The following is a 19,523-nucleotide window of genomic DNA, read 5'->3' as shown; positions in this document are numbered from 1 at the left end:
CGTCAGCTGTCCCGCCGAAGCGGCCGCCCCCGAGGCGCGTCCGCCGCGCCCGGCAGTGGTGCGCGACCTGGGGTGCCAGGCCTACGAGCCGGTCTGGCACGCCATGCAGCGTTTCACCGACCAGCGCGACGACGACACGCTGGACGAGCTGTGGGTGGTCGAGCACGATCCAGTGTTCACCCTGGGCCAGGCCGGCAAGGTCGAACACGTGCTGGCGCCGGGTGAGATCCCGGTGGTCCACGTCGATCGCGGCGGCCAGGTGACCTACCACGGCCCCGGCCAGATCGTGATCTACCCGCTGCTGCGCCTGCCGCGGCTGGGCATCGGTGTGCGCGACTACGTATGCCGCATCGAGCAGGCCATCATCGACACCCTGGCGGAATGGAACATCGGTGCCGAACGGCTTGACGGCGCCCCGGGCGTCTACGTCGGCGGCGCCAAGATCGCCGCGCTCGGCATCCGCGTGCGGCGCGGCTGCACCTTCCACGGCCTGGCCTTCAACGTGGCCATGGACCTCGATCCTTTCCACCGCATCAACCCCTGTGGTTATGAGGGGTTGCAGGTGACCACGGTGCTAGACTTGGGCGGTCCGTCCGGGATGGACGCCGTCAAGCCGGTGCTGCTGGACCACCTGGCCCGCCAGTTCGGCCTGCTGCTGCAGCCCGTGCCTGAACTGCCTGATCTCTCTGCGGCCGCCTGACCGCCCCCGGAAACGCCATGACTGAAACCACTGCCCGCACCATTCCCCTGCAGATCGTGCAGGCCGAGCTTCCGTCCACCGCGCCGTTGCAGGCCGGGGTCAAGCAGATGGGTGGGGACAAGATCAACCGTTCGCCGGTGCAGTTCGCCGACGTGCCGGTGCTGCGCAAGCCCTCCTGGATCCGCGTGCGCATTCCTTCGGGCAATGCCGTGCAGAACCTGAAAGCCAAGCTGCGCGAGAACCGCCTGGTGACCGTGTGCGAGGAAGCCAGCTGCCCGAACATCCACGAATGCTTCGGCCACGGCACCGCCACCTTCATGATCCTGGGCGAGGTCTGCACCCGCCGCTGCTCGTTCTGCGACGTGGCTCACGGCCGGCCGAAGCCGCCCGATGCCAACGAGCCGGCCAGCCTGGGCCAGACCGTGGCCGATATGGGCCTGAAGTACGTGGTGGTGACCAGCGTCGACCGCGATGACCTGCGCGATGGCGGTGCCCAGCACTTCGTCGACTGCATCACCGCCATCCGCGAGAAGTCGCCGGGCACCCGCATTGAAGTGCTGACCCCGGATTTCCGCGGCAAGGGCCGCATGGAGCGCGCGCTGGAGATCCTCGCGCAGAACCCGCCGGACGTGTTCAACCACAACATCGAAACCGTGCCGGACCTGTACCGCAACGTGCGCCCGGGCGCCGATTACCAGTGGTCGCTGAACCTGCTGAAGAACTTCAAGGCGCAGCACCCTGACGTGCCGACCAAGTCGGGCATCATGCTGGGCCTGGGCGAAGACTTCGAACAGATCAAGGCCACCATGCGCGACCTGCGTGCGCACAATGTGGACATGATCACCATCGGCCAGTACCTGCAGCCGACCGCGCACCACCACCCGGTGCTGAAGTACTGGACCCCGGACGACTACAAGGCGCTGGAAGTGTACGGTTACGAGCTGGGCTTCAGTCACGTGGCCTCCGGCCCGATGGTGCGCTCGTCGTACCACGCCGACGTACAGGCCAAGGGCGCCGGCGTTTCCTGAGGCTCCGCCGGTGGGTGCGGACCGTTGCCCCGCACACTTCATCCCCGCCGGGCATGGCCCGGCGCTACCGATGGGTGCCACCGCCACCGATGGGTGCCACCACCACCCTTGTGGGTGCGGACCGTTGGTCCGCACGCCTTTGCCTGCATTCACAATTTGCTACACCGGCCCCGCTAGGCTGGTTTTCCACCGGAAGTGGGCGGGTGACAAACCCGGCAACTTTCGGCACTGTCGTGGTGTCTGAACACCCTGCAGTCTCCCCCTTGGCAAGGCGCCTTCGAGCACGTCAATGAAATTCAAAGCCCCCGCATTCCTGATGGCCTTGGCGCTGGTCGCGCCATTGGCGCTGGCGGCCAAAGCCGACTCGCCGGCGTTGCCGGCGGCGGCTACTGCCGATCAGGTGACCACCTCCAAGCTGGTCTACGGCCTGTTGTCCGACAGCCGCTACGCCTATCGCCCGCGTGCGCTCGATGAAGCCACCTCCAAGGATGTGTTCAAGCGCTACCTCGAGACGCTGGACGGGGGCAAGCAGTACTTCACCCAGGCCGACATCACCCGCTTCGCGCCTTTCCAGGCCGGCATTGCCAATGCCATCCGCGGCGGCGAGCTGGAGCCGGCCTTCCAGGTGTTCGCGGTCTACAAGCAGCGCGTCGGCGAACGTGTGGCCTATGCGCGCAAGCTGCTGAAGCAGGAACCGGACTTCACCACCGACGAGCGCTTCGAGTACGACCGCAAGGACGTGCCGTGGGCAGCGTCCAACGCCGAGCTCGACGAGCTGTGGCGCAAGTCGGTGAAGAATGACTGGCTGCGCCTGAAGCTGGCCGGCAAGAAGTCCGATGACATCCGCAAGACGCTGGACAAGCGTTACGCCACCCTGGAAAAGTCGGTCAACGAGCTGAAGGGTGAAGACACTTTCCAGTTCTTCATGAACGCCTACACCAGCGCGGTTGATCCGCACACCGATTACTTCACTCCGCGCACCGCCGAGAACTTCAACCAGGCGATGTCGCTGTCGCTGGAAGGCATCGGCGCGCAGCTGCAGCGCCAGGACGACGTGGTGGTGATCCGCGAGATCATCGCCGGTGGCCCGGCGGCCGTGGATGGCACGCTGAAGCCGGGTGACCGCATCGTCGGCGTCGGCCAGGGCACGTCCGGGCTGGTGGAAGATGTGATCGGCTGGCGCATCGATGATGTCGTAGCCAAGATCCGTGGCGCCAAGGACACCCAGGTGAAGCTGGAGTTCATTCCGGCCGAAGCGGGCGTCGACGGCAAGCACCACACCTTGGTGCTGACCCGGCAGAAGGTGCGCCTGGCCGAACAGGCCGCCAAGGGCGAGACCATGACCATTCCGGCCGTCAATGGCGAGCCGGCACGCAAGGTCGGCGTGATCAAGCTGCCGACGTTCTACCAGGACTTCGAAGGCCGTCGTCGCAACGCCACCGATTACGCGTCGGCCACCCGCGACGTGGCCAAGCTGCTGGCCGGTTTCAAGGCCGACAAGCTGGACGGCGTGGTGCTGGACCTGCGCAACAACGGTGGCGGTTCGCTGGATGAAGCCATCGAGCTGACCGGTCTGTTCATCGAGCAGGGTCCGGTGGTGCAGGTGCGCGAATCCGGTGGCCGAGTCACCGTCAACAGCGACCGCAACCAGGGCGTGGCATGGGACGGTCCGCTGGCCGTGCTGATCAACCGTGGTTCGGCCTCGGCATCGGAGATCTTTGCCGGTGCCATCCAGGACTACGGCCGCGGCCTGGTCATCGGTGAAACCAGCTTCGGCAAGGGCACGGTGCAGAACATCGTCGACCTCGACCGTTGGCCGAGCGGCGAAGCCCAGCGCTTTGGCCAGGTCAAGCTGACCATCGCCCAGTTCTTCCGCATCAGCGGCAGCAGCACCCAGCACAAGGGTGTGGTGCCGGATCTGGCGTTCCCGGCCAGCGTCGATGCCACCGAGTTCGGCGAGAGCACCTACGACAATGCCCTGCCGTGGACCCGCATCGCCGCGGTGCCGCACACCCAGTACGGCAACTTCGCGCCGCTGCTGCCCAAGCTGGAAACGCGCCATGACGCGCGCATCGCCACCGACAAGGAATTCCAGTGGTGGAACGAGGATGTGGAGCAGTTCCGTGCCGAAGCGGCGAAGAAGTATGTTTCGTTGAATGAAGCCACGCGGCGCGCCGAGCGCGAGCGCCAGGATACCCAGCGCAAGCAGCGCCAGATCGTGCGCAAGGAACTGGGCCTGGCCCTGGATCCGCTGGCCGATGACAGCAGCGACGACGGCCTGACCGGCAACGAGCGCGACATCGTCAAGGATGCCGCCCGCGAGAAGGCCGCCGAGAAGCGTCCGGATCCGTTGCTGCGTGAATCGGCCTCGATCCTGGCCGACGCGGTGAACCTGCTGGAGGCCGACCGTCCGCTGTCGGCGCAGGTGCTGCCGCAGTCCACCGCCGCAGGCCGCTGGGCCGACTGATTGACCGAAAAAGGGGACGGAGGGATCAAGTCGTTAGTGGCACAAACGACGTGGTCCTTCCGTCCCCTTTTTGCATGAACCGGGTACAACAGTGGAGGACGAGCCCGCTGGTTTCGACCCGGCGCACACGTGCAGGGGGCTACCCTCACCGATACCGTCTTCGCAGGAGTACCCATGCGGGCCTCCCTTCTTTCTGCTTCCCTGCTGGCAGCCACCAGTGCCCTGACATTGACCGCCTGTGGCGGTCGTGCCGCCGACAGCAGCCTGTTGCGGGAGTCCTTCGACTCCGGCGACACCTTCTCGCGCACCGTCGATGGCCGACCGGCCGAAGCCTGCGAAGCAGCCCGGCGCACCCTGCTCAGCCAAGGCTATGCCATCGCACGCTCGGACGATGCGCAGGTGGAAGGCAACAAGAACTTCCAGCCGCGCGAGGATGACCATGAACAGTTGGTGCTGCGTATCTCGTGCGCGCCGCGTGGCAGCCAGGCGTTGGTGTTCGTCAGCGCCGTGCAGGACCGCTATGCACTGAAGAAGAGCCCGACCTCGGCCAGCGTGGGCGTCGGCGCGCTGGGCTCGGTGTCGCTGCCGTTCGGCAGCAATGACGACTCGCTGGTGAAAGTTGCCAGCAGCACCATCACCGATGCCGAGTTCTATCGGCGCTTCTTCCAGCGCCTGCAGCAGTACCTGCCAGCGGCAGCGAAGCCAGAGCCGCAGCCGCAACCGCAACCGGCCGCGTCGCCGCAGCCTCCTGCCGGGCATGAACCCGAACCAGCGCCGGCAGCAACGGACCAGGGCTGAGCGTGCGCGGCAGGGTGATGGCGTGGGCCCTGCTGCTGGGCTGGCCCCTGAGCACGCTGGCCGCTACGGCCGAGTGCAGCCAAGGCCTGCTGCAGCGGCTGGGATGGCGCTTTGAAACCGCAGCGATCACCACGCCACAGGTGCAGGGTGGGCCGGTGTGTACGCGTGCCTCGCTGGCCGAGGCGCAGGCGGCCGGTGATCTGCGCGTGCGTTGGCCGGGAACGCTGGCCGAGGCCGACCGGCAGGCCCTGTTGCAGCAGTTGCTGGATGATCCGGCCACGGTCTGCGCCTACGCCTTCGAACTGGGCGCTGCCGTGCAACGCGCTGCGCAGGCACTGCAGGACAATGAATCCTTCCGCTTCACCGGTGTGCAGCTGGGCTGGATCGGCTTTGGCGCGCGCGGCGCCCCGGCGCAGGGATGGCAGCGGGTGCGCAGCTTCGGCCGCGGCTATGTACCGGCCGCCAGCAACAGCCGCGCGCTGGACGCCTTCTATACGGGCCACGTGCGCGCCGAGTGCGGTGTCGGCCGCCAGGTCGCGCAGCTGGCCACGCAGCGCGAGCTGTACGGTGATGCTGCCTTCGATGCGGAATTCGCGCCCGCCGAACTGTCCATCGGCACCTTCCTTGGCCTGCACGACACCGACAGCATCCTGCTGGGCGCGCAGGCCGGCCAGTTCATGGCCGACGGCAAGGCCGTGCGCACGTCGGCGATGGGGCGGCAGGCCTTTGTCGGGCTGCCGGGATTCATCGAGCACGTCTTCGACAAAGGCACCTTGGACGATCTGAGCAACCAGGCGGAGAATTTCGTCGTGGTGGAGGTGGGCGAAGGCGCGGCGCAGGCACTGGCGGAGCACGGTGGCCTGGCCTGGTATGACCAGCGCAACCGTGCCCTGTGGCAGCTGGCGCAGGGCATTCCGCGTGTCGGCCAACGCTATTTCGAGCGGTTGCTGTACGAACGCGATCCAGCGCTGCGTGCGCAGCTGGCCCCGCGCTATCGTGACGTCGTGCAGCAGATGGACCAGTTGCTGGACGATCCGTTCTACCAGCAGTTCGTGATCTACGCGCACCCACGCGGTATACGTCCTGTCGGCTACCACATCATTCGCCTGCTCGACCGGAATCCGCGCACGCCGTTTTCCATCGACCTGGCGTTGCACAATCTGCATACCACGCTCTACCGGCGTTGGCGCGAGGCGCAGTTGCGCCACTGCGCAGCCACCGGCAGGCCAGGCAGCCTGACCCTAGACCCCAACTGAAGGTGAAACAATGGATATTGCAATGATCGGCCTCGGCCGGATGGGCGCCAACATGGCCCAGCGCCTGCACCGCGGTGGCCACCGCGTGGTCGGCTACGACCCGGGCGAGGGCGCCCGCCAGCGCGCCGCCGAGGCCGGCCTGGAGGTGGTTGATTCGCTGGCCGCCGCAGTGGCCGCGTTGCCGGTGCCGCGCGTGGTGTGGCTGATGGTGCCCGCCGGCGAGACCGTGGACCAGACGCTGGGCCAGTTGACCCCGCACCTGGCCGAAGGTGACATCGTCATCGACGGTGGCAACTCCAACTACCAGGATTCGATCCGTCGCGCCAAGGCGTTGGCCGAAGATGACCTGGGCTACGTGGACTGTGGCACCAGCGGCGGCGTGTGGGGCCTGCAGGAAGGCTACAGCCTGATGGTGGGTGGCGATGCAGCGGTGGTCGAACAGATCGCACCGCTGCTGCGCACGCTGGCACCGGCCGAGGACCGCGGCTGGGCGCGCGTCGGCCCTTCCGGCGCAGGCCACTTCACCAAGATGGTCCACAACGGCATCGAGTACGGAATGATGCAGGCCTACGCCGAAGGCTTCGCGTTGATGGAGCGCAAACAGGAGATGGAACTGGACCTGGCCCAGGTGGCCGAGGTCTGGCGCCACGGCAGCGTGGTGCGTTCGTGGCTGCTGGACCTCAGCACCGAAGCACTCAAGCGCAATCCCTCGCTGGATGGCATTGCACCATACGTGGAAGATTCCGGTGAAGGCCGCTGGACCGTCGCCGAAGCGATCGCGCTGGACGTACCTGCCCCGGTGATCACCCTGTCGCTGCTCGAACGCCTGCGTTCGCGCGAATCCAATTCGTTCACCGACCGCCTGCTGTCGGCGATGCGCAACGAATTCGGCGGCCACGCCATCAAGAAGTCGTAAGCACTGGTTTTATGTAGATCCACGCATAGCGTGGATCTACTGTGTCGACCAAGGTCGACACCCACCCAGAGCAGGCCATGCCGTGTCGACCAAGGTCGACACCCACCAAGAGCAGCGGACAACTGTCGAAGGCGGGGTGGGTCCGGTTGCGGGGGTGTCCGCGGCATGGATGCCGCGGCCAAGCCTCCAGGGATGGATTCACGGCGTCCCCCGCAACCGGGCCCACCCCGCCATCCCACGCATAGCCCGCTTCTGCTGTTGCTGTTGCTGTTGCCGGCCAGCGGCCGGCACTACCGCTTCGGCGGGTGCAGGGCGCAGCCCTGCCGATCACCCCACCTGCACCCGCCGCCCTTCGCGCGCGCTGTCCATCCCCGCCTGCAGCAACCGCATCACCTGCAGCGCCTGCAGCGCGCTGACCGTCGGCTCGCCCTCACCCTGCATCGCCGCCGCGAAGTCGGCATACAGGCGCCGGTAGTCGCCCGGCAGGTTGTCCACGGTGCTGCGCTGGATGTTGTCTTCCGCGTCGCAGTGCAGCAGTTCGCCGTGGCGCGGGTCGATACCCCAGCCCGGCGCACCTGGAGCGATGCCGCGACGCAGCTGCGCTTCCTGCACGTCCAGGCCCTGCTTGATCCAGCTGGCGCGCGTGCCATGCACGGAAAAACGGGGGGCGGGCGCGGCGACCAGTGAACCGCCATGCACGATCGCGCGATGGCGCGGGTAGTGCAGTACGGCGTGGAAATAGTCGATGCCGCTGCCGCCTTCGCGCTGCACCGCAAGGTCCGCATCGATCGCCTGCGGACAGCCGAACAGCACCAGCATCTGGTCCAGCAGGTGCGGCCCCAGGTCGTACCACAGGCCGCTGCCCGGCCCGTCCTGCTCGCGCCAGCGTTCGCGCACCTGCGGACGATAGCGGTCGAAATGTGCGTGGCATTCGGCGATGTCACCGAGCGTGCCGTCGGCAAGCAGCGCCTGCAGGGTCAGGAAGTCCGCATCGAAACGCCGGTTCTGGAACACGGTGGCGATGCGTGCAGCGTCCCGCGCTGCGGCCAGCACCTGTTCGGCTTCGCGCACGCTCACCGCGAACGGTTTGTCCACCAGCACATGCTTGCCGGCGGCCAGCGCGGCGATGGCCAACGGTGCGTGCTGTTCGTTCGGCGTGGCGATGACCACCGCATCCACTGCGGGGTCATCGAAGACCTCCTGCGCGGTAGCGCGTACGTGGACATCGGTGAAGGTGCGCAGCAGCGTATCGCGCTGCGAACTGACCACGCTGTGCAGGGCCAGCCCCGGCGTGTGCTGGATCAGCGGGGCGTGGAAGACGCGGCCGGCAAGGCCGTAGCCGATCAGGGCCAGTTGCAGCTCAGGGCGCATGGGAGGACTCCGCGCAGATCGTGAAGTGCAGGACAGGAACCTCAGGGTAAACGAGATGACTACGCGCCCGGAAGCTGAACCATTCCCGCTGCGGGTGCGCCCATTCACGTGAGCGTGACCGCAGCGCCACGCCTGCACTACAAGCACTTGGCGACACTGGGCGCACCAACCAGTAGGAGAACCGAACGATGAGCACCACGACCCGCACGCTGTTGGCTTCCGCCCTCACCCTGGGCCTGGCGCTGTCCTCCTCGGCCGCATTCGCCCAGGACGCTGCAGCGAAGAGCCCGCCGAAAACCGATCATTCGGCGATGACCCATGCAGACCGCCATGATTCCAACGAGCCGGTCACCGACAGCTGGATCACCACCAAGGTCAAGGCCGATCTGCTCGCCAGCAGCAATGTGCCGGGTACCGAAGTAAAGGTGGAGACGGTCAATGGCGTGGTCAGCCTGAGTGGCACCGTTGCCACCAAGGCCGAGCATGACAAGGCCATCGCCACCGCCAAGGGCATCAAGGGCGTGACCCGCGTTGATGCCGCTGCACTGAAGGTCAGCGCCGCCAAGCGTTGATCGGCGCCGCAGGTTGTCGACAGGGGCGCTCCCGCGGGGGCGCCCCTGTTTTGTGCTGTGGCGCCTGCTCGATACGTGCTGGTGGGCGCCCCGCCGAATGACCCATTGCCCCAGAGATTTGACCGGCTGCGCTATATTGCCGGTTCCGCCGTGGCCGGTCCTGCCCGGATCGCACTCCCCGGCTGAGCTGACGAGGAACTATGGCGCTGGTTTTCAGTGATGACATATGGGATCGCTGGCGAATGCCTGCTCTGGCACTGGCAGCGGCAGCCATCATCGTGGTCCCGTGGTTGACCCTGCGCAAACTGCAGCAGGACAACGAACTGGCCATGGGCTGGGTGACCCATACCCAACAGGTGACCGTAGCCCTGCAGCAGCTGCAGACCGACGTGCGCGACATCGAGTCGGCGGCGTTGACGTTGTCCAAGGGCGTGGACGCGCCGGGCCTGCGCGAGCGCATGGCCAAGGCCAACGACATTCCCGAGCGCCTGGCCGAACTGGGCCGGATGACCCGCGACAATCCCGACCAGCTGATCCGCATCGGCCGTATCCAGTCGATGCTGGAAGGCCGGCTGGGGGTAGCGCGTGAGCTGGCGAAGTCCGAGCCGAACAGCGACCAGCGCGAGCTGGTGCAGGACCTGAGTACGCGCTACCCGATCCGCGGCCTGGTGGAAGAGCTGCAGGCCAGTGAGGAAGCGCTGCTGGCCCAGCGCGCCGCCCAGGCGGAGCGACAGAAGCGGCAGACCAACTTCGTATCGTGGAGCTCGCTGCTGGTGCAGCTGGCGCTGCTCGGCCTGGTGCTGTGGCTGCTGCAACGCCAGATCGGCCGCCGCCTGCAGGCAGAGCGGCAGTCGCAGCGCGCGGCCGCACGCGCGGCGTCGGTGCTGCAGACCGTGCGCGAACCGATCGTGCTGCTGGATCGCGAGCTGCGCGTGCAGCTGCACAATCCCGCGTTCTCGGAGTTGTACGGGCTGCAGGATGAGCGCGCCGACGGCCTGCTGCTGGAAGACGTAGGCGACGGTGCGTGGCGTGACCCGGTGGTGCGCCAGCGTCTGGCCGACGTGTTGCTGCGCGGCCGCGAACTGTGGGATTTCGAACACGAACAACGCACCGTTGACGGCATGTCCCGTTACATGCTGCTCAACGCACGGCGCATGCCGCTGCCTGACACCGACGATGAAGTGGTGCTGCTGACCGTCAGCGATGTGACCGTGCAGCGTGCGGTGCAGACACGTGTTGAAGAACTGAACCGGCAGCTGGAGGGCAAGGTTGCCCAGGTCTCGGAGGTCAACCGCGAACTGGAAGCGTTCAGCTACTCGGTGTCGCACGACCTGCGCGCGCCGCTGCGCCATGTCGCCGGGTTCTCGGACAAGCTGTCGCGCCATCTGGGCGAGGCTGCCGACGAGAAGAGCCAGCACTACCTGGGGGTGATCTCCGGTTCAGCGCGGCGCATGGCCACGTTGATCGACGACCTTCTGGTCTATTCGCGCCTCGGCCGCGTGGCGATGCGCCAGCAGACCGTGGACATGCAGTCGCTGGTGGCCGATACGCGCGCGATGCTCGACGCGAACGTGCAGAGCGAAGCCGAGAGCAGTGGCCACGCCCATCAGGTGGAGTGGAGCATCGCACCGCTGCCGATCGTGGTGGGCGACGAAAACATGCTGCGCCAGGTCTGGCTGAACCTGCTGGGCAACGCGGTGAAGTATTCAGCCAACCGCGAGCCGGCCAAGGTCCGCGTGGACTACCAGCAGCAGCCCGATGGCGGTCATCAGTTCACGGTCAGCGACAATGGTGCAGGCTTTGACATGGCCTACGCCGGCAAGCTGTTCGGTGTATTCCAACGCCTGCACAAGGCCAGCGACTATCCCGGCACCGGGATCGGCCTGGCCAGCGTTCGCAGGGTGCTGACCCGCCATGGCGGCCGCATCTGGGCCGAAGCCGCACCGGATGCCGGCGCCACCTTCCACTTCTATCTTCCCCCCGTGCTCGACGCGGACAAACAGGGCCCCATCGCATGACGACGCTGCGCACCATCCTCCTGGCCGAAGACAGCCCGGCCGACGCCGAAATGGCGATCGATGCGCTGCAGGAAGCGCGCCTGGCCAATCCCATCGTGCACGTCGAAGACGGCGTGGAAGTGATGGATTACCTGCTGCGCCGTGGCGCCTTCGCCAGCCGCGAAGAGGGCCTGCCGGCGGTGCTGCTGCTGGACATCAAGATGCCGCGCATGGATGGCCTGGAAGTGCTGCGGCAGATCCGCGAACACGATGAGCTGAAGCGGTTGCCGGTGGTGATCCTGTCCTCCTCGCGCGAGGAAAGCGACCTGGCCCGCAGCTGGGACATGGGCGTGAACGCTTACGTGGTCAAGCCGGTGGACGTGGACCAGTTCTTCGGCGCAGTGCAGACCCTGGGCAAGTTCTGGGCACTGATCAACCAGGCTCCGGAGATCGAGTAGGCCCATGCCCCTGACCGGTCCCGCGCTCGGCGCATTGCGCATCCTGCTGGTGGAAGATTCCCCGGAGGATGCCGAGCTGATGTCCGAACAGATGCTCGATGCAGGCCTTGAGGCCACCTTCGAGCGTGTCGAGAGCGCGGACGACCTGCGCCATGCGCTGGCGCGCTTCCAGCCGGACATCGTGCTGTCCGACCTGAGCATGCCCGGTTTCTCCGGCGACGACGCGCTGCGCATCGTGCGCGATGCGTTGCCGGAGGTACCTTTCATCTTCGTCTCCGGCACCATGGGCGAGGAGAATGCGGTGGCGGCCCTGCAGAAGGGAGCCAACGACTACATCATCAAGCACCAGCCGGCGCGCCTGCCGTCGGCCGTTGCGCGCGCGGTGCGTGAGGCACGCAGCGCCATCGAGCGCTCGCGGGTGGAAACCGAGCTGATGCGCGCGCAACGGCTGGAAAGCCTGTCGTTGCTGGCCGCCGGGCTCAGCCACGATCTGCGCAACATCCTGCAGCCGCTGCTGATCATGCCGGACCTGCTGAAGGCGCGTACCGAAGATCCGCAGCTGCACCACCTGGCCGACGTGATCGCCGAATGCGGTCGCCGTGGCCATGAGATGGCCGAATCGATGCTGTCGTTCGTGCGCGGCTCGCGCAAGGCCAGCGAACGCATCCACATCGATGACCTGTTCCAGGCCGTGGCGCTGCTGTTGCGCAGCAACGTGCCCGATGGCGTCCGCCTGGACCTGGTGGTCGAGGATGAGGGGCTGGTGGTCGATGCCAACTACACCGAGCTGCAGCAGGTGCTGTTGAACCTGGCGCTCAATGCCATCCAGGCGATGCCCCATGGGGGCAACCTGAGCCTGACCGCCAGCCATGGTGGCCAGCGCGATGGCGAGGACTGGCTGCGCATCGCAGTGGTCGATGAAGGCACCGGCATGGATGCGGACACGTTGTCGCACCTGTTCAATCCGTTCTTCACCACCAAGGCCGATGGCACCGGGCTGGGCCTGATTTCCTGCAAGCGCATCGTTGAAGGTGCCGGGGGCAGCATCCACGTCGACAGCCAGCTGGGGCGGGGCACCTGCTTCGAGCTGCGCTTGCCGATGCATGCCAGCGCCGAGGGCGGCGAACCGATCGAACAGCTCGTGGCACTGGGCAGTGGCCAGTCGATCCTGGTGGTCGATGGGGAAGCCACCCGCCTGTCGCTGCTGGGCAATGCACTGTCCAGCCAGGGCTATCAGCTGCAGTTGGCCTCCGATGGCCCGGCTGCGCTGCGCTGGATGCAGCAGGAGGCGATGCCGGCGCTGGTGATTGCCGATGCCGGCTCCAAGCTGCTGTCAGCCAGTCAGCTGCTGGGCGAAATGGCCACGCTCGGCTACCGCGGCCCGGCGCTGGTGCTGGAAGACGCTGCCGGGGAGATGCCGGAAGATGTGTTCCCCGCTGGCATCGAGGTGCACCTGCTGCGCAAGCCGCTGCAGATGCAGCAGGTCTTCCGCGCGGTGGCCGACGCGCTGGGCTGAAACAGGGGTAGTGCCGGCCGCTGGCCGGCATCTGCGTGTGGTCGGATCATTGCGGTTGCCGGCCAGCGGCCGGCACTACCGGTCCTGGGGTTCCCACGGGAACCGCGGCAGGCTTTCCACCGCCTGTTCCAGCCGTCGCGACCAGTTCTGGTGGATGTCGGCGTACAGCGGCGAATCGGCGCCCAGCCGCAGCTGCTGGCTGATCCGCAGTTCGCCGGCGCGCAGCAGCGCCAGGTCCACCGGCAGGCCCACCGACAGGTTGGAACGGATGGTCGAATCCAGTGAGACGATCGCCGTGCGTGCGGCATCTTCCAGGCGCGTGGACGGGGTCAGGATGCGGTCCAGGATCGGCTTGCCGTACTTGGATTCACCGATCTGCAGATAGGGCGTCTCCGGCGAGGCGGCAATGGCGTTGCCCAGCGGATAGACCATGTACAGGCCGGGCTGTTCACCGGCAATCTGGCCACCGAAGATCAGCGTCGCCTGGGTGTTCACCCCGTCGTGGCCATGCTCGGTGTGCTGGCTCTGTACCTGGCTGTCCACCAGCAGGGAGCCGACGTAGGCCGCAGCCTCGAACAGATGGGCCATGTCGCGCAGGTTCGGTGTGCGCCGCTCCTCGGCATCGCGCTTCAGTCGCGACACCAGCAACTGGGTCGTGGCCAGGTTGCCAGCGGCCATCACCACATAGGCAGCCTGGCCGGGATATTCGAACACGTGCAGTTTGCGGTGCACGCGGACATCGTCCAGCGCGGCATTGGTGCGGGTGTCGGCGGCGAAGACCAGGCCCTCGTCCACCTCGATTCCAACGCAATAGGTCATGTCGGTGCCCTATCATATGCGTCCCGGATTGTAGGCAGGCCGTTGTGACGATGGCATGCCCGCGCTCCACCTGATTGCCGTCACCGGAACCGCATGACCACCGTGCTCCTGAGCCTGGGCAGCAACGTCCATCCCCGCCGCTACCTCCACGCTGCGGTGGCGGCCCTGCGCGAGCGCTTTGGCGCGCTGCAGGTGTCTGCCGCTTACCGCACCGCTGCCGTCGGTTTCGACGGCCCGGCCTTCCTCAACAACGGTGTTGCCCTCGAGACCGACCTGCCGCTGCAGGAACTGGATGACTGGCTGCATGCGCTGGAAGATGCGCATGGTCGTGACCGCAGCGGCCCGCGCTTTTCCGACCGGACCCTGGACGTCGATGTGGTGTTCTATGGCGACCTGGTGGTGGAGGGCCCCGGCCATCTGCGCATTCCGCGCCCGGAACTGAAGCATGCCTTCGTGCTGAAGCCGCTGGCTGACATCGCCCCGGACTTCGTCGATCCGGTCAGCGGCCTGGACCTGGCCACGTTGTGGCGCGCGCACAAGCAGTTTGGCGAAGCGTTCGAGGTCGTGGACCTGGAATGATGGGTTGTTGTTGCCGCTGCGCTCGCCGGGCATGGCCCGGCGCTACCGGTGGTGCCGGCCGTTGGCCGGCAGCATTTCAGCTGACCGTACGCCCACCATCCACGCGCAGCGTGTGGCCGGTGACGAAGCTGGCCTCGGCCGCCAGCCAGTACACCGCTTCGGCGATTTCCTCGACCGTGCCGATCCGCGCCAGCGGCGTGCGCGCCAGCAGCGCCTCGCGGGCGAAATCGTCCTTGCCCTGTTCCGGCCACAGGATCGCACCGGGGGCCACCGCGTTCACCCGCACCTTCGGCGCCAGTTCCAGCGCCAGCGAGCGGGTCGCCATTTCCAGCGCCGCCTTGGCCATCGTGTAGGCGACGTGGTCGCGCATCGGGTCGGTGCCGTGCAGGTCGGTCAGGTTGACGATGCAGCCGTGCTGGCGGCGCAGATAGGGCGCGGCGGCCTGGGCCAGCAGCAGCGGCGCGCGCGCGTTGACCGCGTACAGCTCATCCATCGCCTCGGCGGTGACCTGGCCGAGCGGGGTGGGGAAGAAGTTGGAGGCGTTGTTGACCAGCGCATCCAGGCGGCCGAAGTGGGTGACCGCCTGCTCGACCAGATCGGCCAGGGCATCGGCGTCGCGCAGGTCGGCCTGCAACGCCAGCACGCTGCCGGGGCGCGCGTTGTCCAGGTTGAAGGCGGCCTGCTGCAGTTCGGCGCTGGAGGTATGGGCGTGCAGCACCACCGACCAGCCACAGGCGTGGAACTGGCAGGCGATGGCGGCGCCGATCCGGCGTGCGCTGCCGGTGATCAGGGCCACGGGGGCGGTGTCACTCATCGAGGGTCCTCCAAGGCTCGGCTATCCTGTGCACCATTGTCACCGCATTCGAAGACGCCATGCAGCCTACCTTCCCCTTGCCCGAAGCCGATGCCCTGGCCCACAGCGACCAGCTGGCCGCCGCCCTGCGCGCCGAGATCCTCGCGCAGGGTGGGGCGATGCCGTTCTCCCGCTTCATGGAGCTGTGCCTGTACGCGCCGGGCTGGGGCTATTACAGCGCCGGCGCCAGCAAATTCGGCGGCAGCGGCGATTTCACCACCGCACCCGAGCTTGGCAGCCTGTTCGCCGGCAGCGTGGCCAATGCGCTGGCGCCGGTGTTCGGCCAGCTGGATGTGCATGCCCGAATGCTGGAACTGGGCGGCGGCACCGGGGCCTTCGCCGAGGCGGTGCTGCTGCGCCTGGCCGAGCTGGACGCGCTGCCGGCCCGTTACGCGATCCTCGAACCCAGTGCGGACCTGCGCCAGCGCCAGCAGGAGCGCCTGCAGCAGAACCTGCCGCCCGAACTGGCCAGCCGGGTGGAATGGCTTGACCGTCCGTTCGAGGATGATTGGGATGGCGTGGTGTTCGCCAACGAGGTGATCGATGCGCTGCCGACACCGCGCTTCCTCATCAAGGACGGCGAGGTGTACGAGGAAACCGTCGAACTGGACGCGCAGGGCCACTTCATCCGTGGCGCGCAGCCGGCCGACCTCCTGCTCAACGGCGCGGTGCGCCATCTCGAACGCTATCTGCAGAAGCCCTTTGCCGATGGCTACCGTTCCGAAGTGCTGCCGCAGCTGCCGTACTGGCTGCAGGCGGTGGCCGGCGGCCTGCAACGCGGCGCCATGCTGTTCGTGGACTACGGCTACAACCGGGGCGAGTTCTACCAGGAAGAACGCGATGATGGCACCGTGCGCGCGTTCTACCGCCACCACGTGCATAACGATGTACACCGCTGGCCGGGCCTGCAGGACATCACCGCATCGGTCGATTTCACTGCCATGGCCGAGGCCGGCCTGCACGGTGGGTTTGAACTGGCCGGCTACTGCAGCCAGGCCAGTTTCCTGCTCGGCAACGGCCTGGACCAGGTACTGACCCTGGCCGAGGAGCGCACCGATGAAGTGGGCCGCATCCAGTTGCGCGACCAAGTGAAGAAGCTGACCCTGCCAACGGAGATGGGCGAGCGTTTCCAGGCCCTTGGCCTGCAGCGCGACGTTGATTTCGAACCGGCCTTCGAACTGGGCGACCTGAGCTGGCGCCTGTGAGTGCAGCGTTGCCGGTGATCAAGCCGCTGCGGCGGCCACGACTGTGGACCGCGTTGTGGGTGTTGGCGGTGCTGACGGTGATCGTGGTCTGCCTGATTCCGCCGCCGCCGATCCCGCTGCCGGAAAACAGCGACAAGGGCGAGCATTTCCTGGCTTATTTCATCCTGGCTGGAAGCGCGGTGCAGCTGTTCCGGCGTGGCCGTCCACTGCTGTGGGTGGGTGCCGGCCTGGTGCTGATGGGCGTCGGCATCGAGTTCGCGCAGGGCGCGTTGACCAGCAACCGCATGGCTGATCCGATGGATGCGGTGGCCAACACCGTTGGCGTGTTGGCGGGGATGGGTACCGCCTTGACCCCGCTGCGCGACATGCTGCTGCGCTGGCGCGGGTAAGGCAGCCAGGCATGGCCTGGCGCTACGGTAGATCCACGCCATGCGAGGATGGATCTCGCCGGCGCCAACCAAGGTTGGCGTCTACCAAGGCAGCCAGGCATGGCCTGGCGCTACGGTAGATCCACGCCATGCGTGTCCGCCGTTATTTCCCCAGCGTCACCTCATCCAGCACCCACATCGCCGGGCGCGTGTCGCCGGTGAAGTTGATGCACAGATCACCCGTGCCCAAGGTGCCCTTCGGCAAAGCCGCACGCAGGGTCACGAAGCCGTCGGCATCGGTCTGCGCCGGCAGCGGCACCTGCGCCAGTACCTTGCCGGTGCAGTCACCGCGGCGGATCTGCATTTCGCCATGCGCGCTCCGGGCCTTTTCGAAGCGACGCTTCGGCTCGTCGTGGGCCAGCTGGAAGTAGTACGGAATGCGGCCTGCGCGCACTTCCACGCTGCCGATGCCATCCAGCTGTGCCTGCGGCCAACGCCAGCACGGCTGGAAGATGTCGACGGTGAACACCGCACGCGCACCTTCGCGCGGACCATCATCTTCCAGGCGCAGGACAAGGCCCTTCTCGCCGACGCAGCTGCGCAGTGCTTCGCTGTGCCGCGACAGCAGCGACTGCGCGGTGTACGCCGCCACCGTCGGCTTCGCGGCCAGCGGCTTGCCCTGGTAGAAGGCGGCAGCCTGCACCGTCGCCGGCAGCGTGGACGTCAGTGGCTGCCGGTACAGCGGCGATTGCGCGGTCACCGGCTTGCCGTCGCTGCTGTAGCGCACTTCATAGCCCAGAGGATTGGCCAGCGACACGGTCACCGTGTTCGCCGCGCGGTCATCGGTGTAGGCCACGCCTACTTCGAACGGCGTCTGCGCGTAGGCCAGGCCCCAGGCCTGATAGCGCTGCAGCTGCGAGGGCAGGCGGGCCAGGAAGTCGCGGAAATCGCGACGCTCCGGCGTGCTCCAGCCGGTCTCGGCCACGGCGGCCAGGCGCGGGAACAGGTTGTGCTGCAGACGCGCGTAGGTGCGCGTGTGCTCGGTGAACATGTTCGCCTGCAGGCCGAGAATGTGCCCGCGCTTGTCGGCGGCCAGTTCGGCCGGCACCGGTTCGTAGTTGTAGAGCTTGGCCAGGTTCACCTGCGTCGGCCGGCCCGGCGGCTCGTTCGGCGAGGCCGTCTGCAGGTAATCCAGGTACAGGTGGCTGACCGGCGACATCACCACATCGTGGCCGGCGCTGGCCGCAGCAAGGCCGCCTTCAGTGCCGCGCCAGGACATTACCGTGGCCTGCGGCGGCAGGCCGCCCTCAAGGATTTCGTCCCAGCCGATCAGGCGACGGTCGTGTTGTTCCAGGAACGTCTCCAGGCGCTTGATGATGTGGCTCTGCATGGCCATCTCATCCTTGATGCCCAGCTCGCGCATGCGCCGCTGCACCTGTTTTGATGCCTCCCACTGGTCCTTCACCGCCTCGTCGCCACCCACATGCACATACCTGGCCGGGAACAGGGCGACGACTTCTTCCAGCACGTTTTCCAGGAAGGTGACGGTACCGTCCTCGACGTTGAACAGGTTCGGGAACACGCCCCATTCGCTCAACGGTTTCAACGGCGCGTCGATCGTACCCAGTTCCGGATAGGCGGCGATGGCAGCGGTGGCGTGGCCGGGTACATCGATCTCCGGAATGACCTGGATATGCAGCTTGGCGGCGTAGGCGATCACTTCGCGGATCTGGTCCTGCGTGTAGAAGCCGCAGTACGGATGTTCCTTGCCACTGACCGGATCGATGCCGCCATCACCGGCCGGAAGGCGGCAGCTGCCGACTTCGGTCAGCTTCGGGTAGCGCTTGATCTCCATGCGCCAGCCCTGGTCGTCGGTCAGGTGCCAATGGAAAGTGTTGAGCTTGTGCGCGGCCATCGCATCGAGCACGCGCTTGATCTCGTCCAGGCTCTGGAAGTGCCGCGCCGAGTCGAGCATGAAGCCACGCCAGCTGAAGCGCGGCGCATCCTGGATCTGCACGGCCGGCAGCACGCCGTTGCTGCCGCCGGTGGCGAGCTGGGCCAGGGTGGTGGCGCCGTAGAACAGGCCGGTCTCGTTGCCGGCCTGCACCAGCACGCCCTGCGCGGTGCTTTCCAGCGTGTAGCCCTCGCCGCTGTCGCGGAAGGTCGGCACGATCTGGAAGCGGATGCTGTTGCCCTTGGCGGAGGCATTGCCGTTGGCCATGGCCAGCCGCGGCCCACCACTGCGCGCCAGCAGGTCGGCGAACTGTGCGGCCACGCGCTGTGCGGCTTCACCATCGGCACGCAGCACGGTAGCGGCGCCCACGGTGATGCCCGCGCCGCTGCCGCGCTGCACGTTGGCCGGTGCGGGAATCAACATCAGGCTGCCGGCGCGCAGCTGCGGGCCAGGGCCGGTATCGAGTGCCGGGGCATCGGCGGCCCAGGCGGCGGGAAGCAGCGCCAGGCCCAGCAGCATGCTGGCAATGGGAAAGGGTCGCATCATCTCACTCCTGTGGTGGGCGGCTCGCTGTGCCGCGCGTGGCCGCCGCGCAGGCGGCGTTTCCAGACTCCCATCGTACGACGGGCCCGGAAATCCGGGCCCGTCGCGATGTGCAGCTGGGTG

General features: G+C 67.0%; 17 protein-coding genes. 13 read left to right on the top strand and 4 right to left on the bottom strand.

Going from position 1 to position 19,523, the window contains the following annotated elements; all coding sequences use genetic code 11:
• Positions 1-55: 55 nt before the first annotated feature.
• The 6 genes from lipB to gnd all read left to right on the top strand — a co-directional run bounded on the left by lipB (position 56) and on the right by gnd (position 7,165).
• Positions 56-700, top strand: a complete 645-nt coding sequence (lipB, locus tag D0Y85_RS17440) for a lipoyl(octanoyl) transferase LipB (protein ID WP_240329392.1) — start codon at positions 56-58, stop codon at positions 698-700.
• Positions 701-717: 17 nt separating this feature from the next.
• Positions 718-1,728: a lipoyl synthase gene (gene lipA / locus D0Y85_RS17435; RefSeq protein ID WP_033832023.1), complete on the top strand. Its 1,011-nt coding sequence runs from the start codon at positions 718-720 to the stop codon at positions 1,726-1,728.
• Positions 1,729-2,017: 289 nt separating this feature from the next.
• Complete coding sequence (locus D0Y85_RS17430) at positions 2,018-4,195, top strand: carboxy terminal-processing peptidase (RefSeq protein ID WP_117311404.1); 2,178 nt, start codon at positions 2,018-2,020, stop codon at positions 4,193-4,195.
• A gap of 174 nt (positions 4,196-4,369) precedes the next feature.
• On the top strand, positions 4,370-4,993 hold the full coding sequence (locus tag D0Y85_RS17425; protein WP_117311403.1) for a DUF2242 domain-containing protein: 624 nt from the start codon (positions 4,370-4,372) through the stop codon (positions 4,991-4,993).
• 17 nt (positions 4,994-5,010) lie between these two features.
• The gene (locus D0Y85_RS17420) at positions 5,011-6,249 is read left to right on the top strand and encodes a hypothetical protein (protein WP_117311402.1); all 1,239 of its coding nucleotides are present in this window, start codon (positions 5,011-5,013) and stop codon (positions 6,247-6,249) included.
• A 10-nt stretch (positions 6,250-6,259) separates the two neighbouring features.
• Positions 6,260-7,165, top strand: a complete 906-nt coding sequence (gene gnd, locus D0Y85_RS17415) for a phosphogluconate dehydrogenase (NAD(+)-dependent, decarboxylating) (protein ID WP_025878699.1) — start codon at positions 6,260-6,262, stop codon at positions 7,163-7,165.
• 327 nt (positions 7,166-7,492) lie between these two features.
• Here the strand turns inward: gnd and D0Y85_RS17410 are convergent, their stop codons facing one another.
• A complete protein-coding gene (locus D0Y85_RS17410) occupies positions 7,493-8,536 on the bottom strand; it encodes an oxidoreductase (protein ID WP_117311401.1) in 1,044 nt (347 codons plus the stop codon).
• A gap of 188 nt (positions 8,537-8,724) precedes the next feature.
• Here D0Y85_RS17410 and D0Y85_RS17405 point away from each other — a divergent pair, with 188 nt between their 5' ends.
• The 4 genes from D0Y85_RS17405 (at position 8,725) to D0Y85_RS17390 (ending at position 13,079) form a co-directional block, all read left to right on the top strand.
• On the top strand, positions 8,725-9,108 hold the full coding sequence (locus D0Y85_RS17405) for a BON domain-containing protein (protein WP_025878697.1): 384 nt from the start codon (positions 8,725-8,727) through the stop codon (positions 9,106-9,108).
• A gap of 200 nt (positions 9,109-9,308) precedes the next feature.
• Positions 9,309-11,126, top strand: coding sequence for an ATP-binding protein (locus D0Y85_RS17400; RefSeq protein WP_117311400.1), 1,818 nt, complete (start codon positions 9,309-9,311; stop codon positions 11,124-11,126).
• Complete coding sequence (locus D0Y85_RS17395; RefSeq protein WP_025878695.1) at positions 11,123-11,563, top strand: response regulator; 441 nt, start codon at positions 11,123-11,125, stop codon at positions 11,561-11,563. Before D0Y85_RS17400 ends, D0Y85_RS17395 begins: the two co-directional genes overlap by 4 nt.
• 4 nt (positions 11,564-11,567) lie before the next feature.
• The gene (locus tag D0Y85_RS17390; protein WP_025878694.1) at positions 11,568-13,079 is read left to right on the top strand and encodes a hybrid sensor histidine kinase/response regulator; all 1,512 of its coding nucleotides are present in this window, start codon (positions 11,568-11,570) and stop codon (positions 13,077-13,079) included.
• A 75-nt stretch (positions 13,080-13,154) separates the two neighbouring features.
• On the opposite strand, the gene D0Y85_RS17385 is transcribed toward D0Y85_RS17390, so the two are convergent.
• Positions 13,155-13,898 carry a 20S proteasome subunits A/B gene (locus D0Y85_RS17385; RefSeq protein ID WP_025878693.1) on the bottom strand — a complete coding sequence of 248 codons (744 nt, stop codon included), beginning with the start codon at positions 13,896-13,898 and terminating at the stop codon, positions 13,155-13,157.
• Between the two features lie 93 nt (positions 13,899-13,991).
• On the opposite strand from D0Y85_RS17385, the gene folK reads away from it, so the two are divergent.
• Positions 13,992-14,477 (top strand): 2-amino-4-hydroxy-6-hydroxymethyldihydropteridine diphosphokinase, encoded by a 486-nt coding sequence (gene folK, locus D0Y85_RS17380; RefSeq protein ID WP_025878692.1) that lies wholly within the window; start codon positions 13,992-13,994, stop codon positions 14,475-14,477.
• Positions 14,478-14,553: 76 nt separating this feature from the next.
• Here the strand turns inward: folK and D0Y85_RS17375 are convergent, their stop codons facing one another.
• Entirely contained in the window at positions 14,554-15,291 is a 738-nt protein-coding gene (locus D0Y85_RS17375; protein ID WP_117311399.1) for a pteridine reductase, read from the bottom strand.
• A 59-nt stretch (positions 15,292-15,350) separates the two neighbouring features.
• Here D0Y85_RS17375 and D0Y85_RS17370 point away from each other — a divergent pair, with 59 nt between their 5' ends.
• Positions 15,351-16,535, top strand: a complete 1,185-nt coding sequence (locus D0Y85_RS17370; RefSeq protein ID WP_117311398.1) for an SAM-dependent methyltransferase — start codon at positions 15,351-15,353, stop codon at positions 16,533-16,535.
• Entirely contained in the window at positions 16,532-16,924 is a 393-nt protein-coding gene (locus tag D0Y85_RS17365) for a VanZ family protein (protein ID WP_117311397.1), read from the top strand. Before D0Y85_RS17370 ends, D0Y85_RS17365 begins: the two co-directional genes overlap by 4 nt.
• A gap of 142 nt (positions 16,925-17,066) precedes the next feature.
• Here the strand turns inward: D0Y85_RS17365 and D0Y85_RS17360 are convergent, their stop codons facing one another.
• Complete coding sequence (locus tag D0Y85_RS17360) at positions 17,067-19,403, bottom strand: family 20 glycosylhydrolase (protein ID WP_117311396.1); 2,337 nt, start codon at positions 19,401-19,403, stop codon at positions 17,067-17,069.
• Positions 19,404-19,523: the final 120 nt, after the last annotated feature.

This window comes from Stenotrophomonas sp. G4 (genome assembly GCF_003428825.1).
Taxonomy (GTDB): domain Bacteria; phylum Pseudomonadota; class Gammaproteobacteria; order Xanthomonadales; family Xanthomonadaceae; genus Stenotrophomonas; species Stenotrophomonas indicatrix.
Note: the sequence above shows the minus strand (reverse complement) of the source record. Positions and strands in the feature narration are given on the sequence as shown.

What these genes read in the sequence shown, in the direction of transcription:
- lipA (WP_033832023.1), top strand. Translation starts at nt 718, where the DNA reads ATGACTGAAACCACTGCCCGCACCATTCCCCTGCAGATCGTGCAGGCC.
- D0Y85_RS17430 (WP_117311404.1), top strand. Translation starts at nt 2,018, where the DNA reads ATGAAATTCAAAGCCCCCGCATTCCTGATGGCCTTGGCGCTGGTCGCG.
- D0Y85_RS17425 (WP_117311403.1), top strand. Translation starts at nt 4,370, where the DNA reads ATGCGGGCCTCCCTTCTTTCTGCTTCCCTGCTGGCAGCCACCAGTGCC.
- D0Y85_RS17420 (WP_117311402.1), top strand. Translation starts at nt 5,011, where the DNA reads ATGGCGTGGGCCCTGCTGCTGGGCTGGCCCCTGAGCACGCTGGCCGCT.
- gnd (WP_025878699.1), top strand. Translation starts at nt 6,260, where the DNA reads ATGGATATTGCAATGATCGGCCTCGGCCGGATGGGCGCCAACATGGCC.
- D0Y85_RS17410 (WP_117311401.1), bottom strand. Translation starts at nt 8,536, where the DNA reads ATGCGCCCTGAGCTGCAACTGGCCCTGATCGGCTACGGCCTTGCCGGC.
- D0Y85_RS17405 (WP_025878697.1), top strand. Translation starts at nt 8,725, where the DNA reads ATGAGCACCACGACCCGCACGCTGTTGGCTTCCGCCCTCACCCTGGGC.
- D0Y85_RS17400 (WP_117311400.1), top strand. Translation starts at nt 9,309, where the DNA reads ATGGCGCTGGTTTTCAGTGATGACATATGGGATCGCTGGCGAATGCCT.
- D0Y85_RS17395 (WP_025878695.1), top strand. Translation starts at nt 11,123, where the DNA reads ATGACGACGCTGCGCACCATCCTCCTGGCCGAAGACAGCCCGGCCGAC.
- D0Y85_RS17390 (WP_025878694.1), top strand. Translation starts at nt 11,568, where the DNA reads ATGCCCCTGACCGGTCCCGCGCTCGGCGCATTGCGCATCCTGCTGGTG.
- D0Y85_RS17385 (WP_025878693.1), bottom strand. Translation starts at nt 13,898, where the DNA reads ATGACCTATTGCGTTGGAATCGAGGTGGACGAGGGCCTGGTCTTCGCC.
- folK (WP_025878692.1), top strand. Translation starts at nt 13,992, where the DNA reads ATGACCACCGTGCTCCTGAGCCTGGGCAGCAACGTCCATCCCCGCCGC.
- D0Y85_RS17375 (WP_117311399.1), bottom strand. Translation starts at nt 15,291, where the DNA reads ATGAGTGACACCGCCCCCGTGGCCCTGATCACCGGCAGCGCACGCCGG.
- D0Y85_RS17370 (WP_117311398.1), top strand. Translation starts at nt 15,351, where the DNA reads ATGCAGCCTACCTTCCCCTTGCCCGAAGCCGATGCCCTGGCCCACAGC.
- D0Y85_RS17360 (WP_117311396.1), bottom strand. Translation starts at nt 19,403, where the DNA reads ATGATGCGACCCTTTCCCATTGCCAGCATGCTGCTGGGCCTGGCGCTG.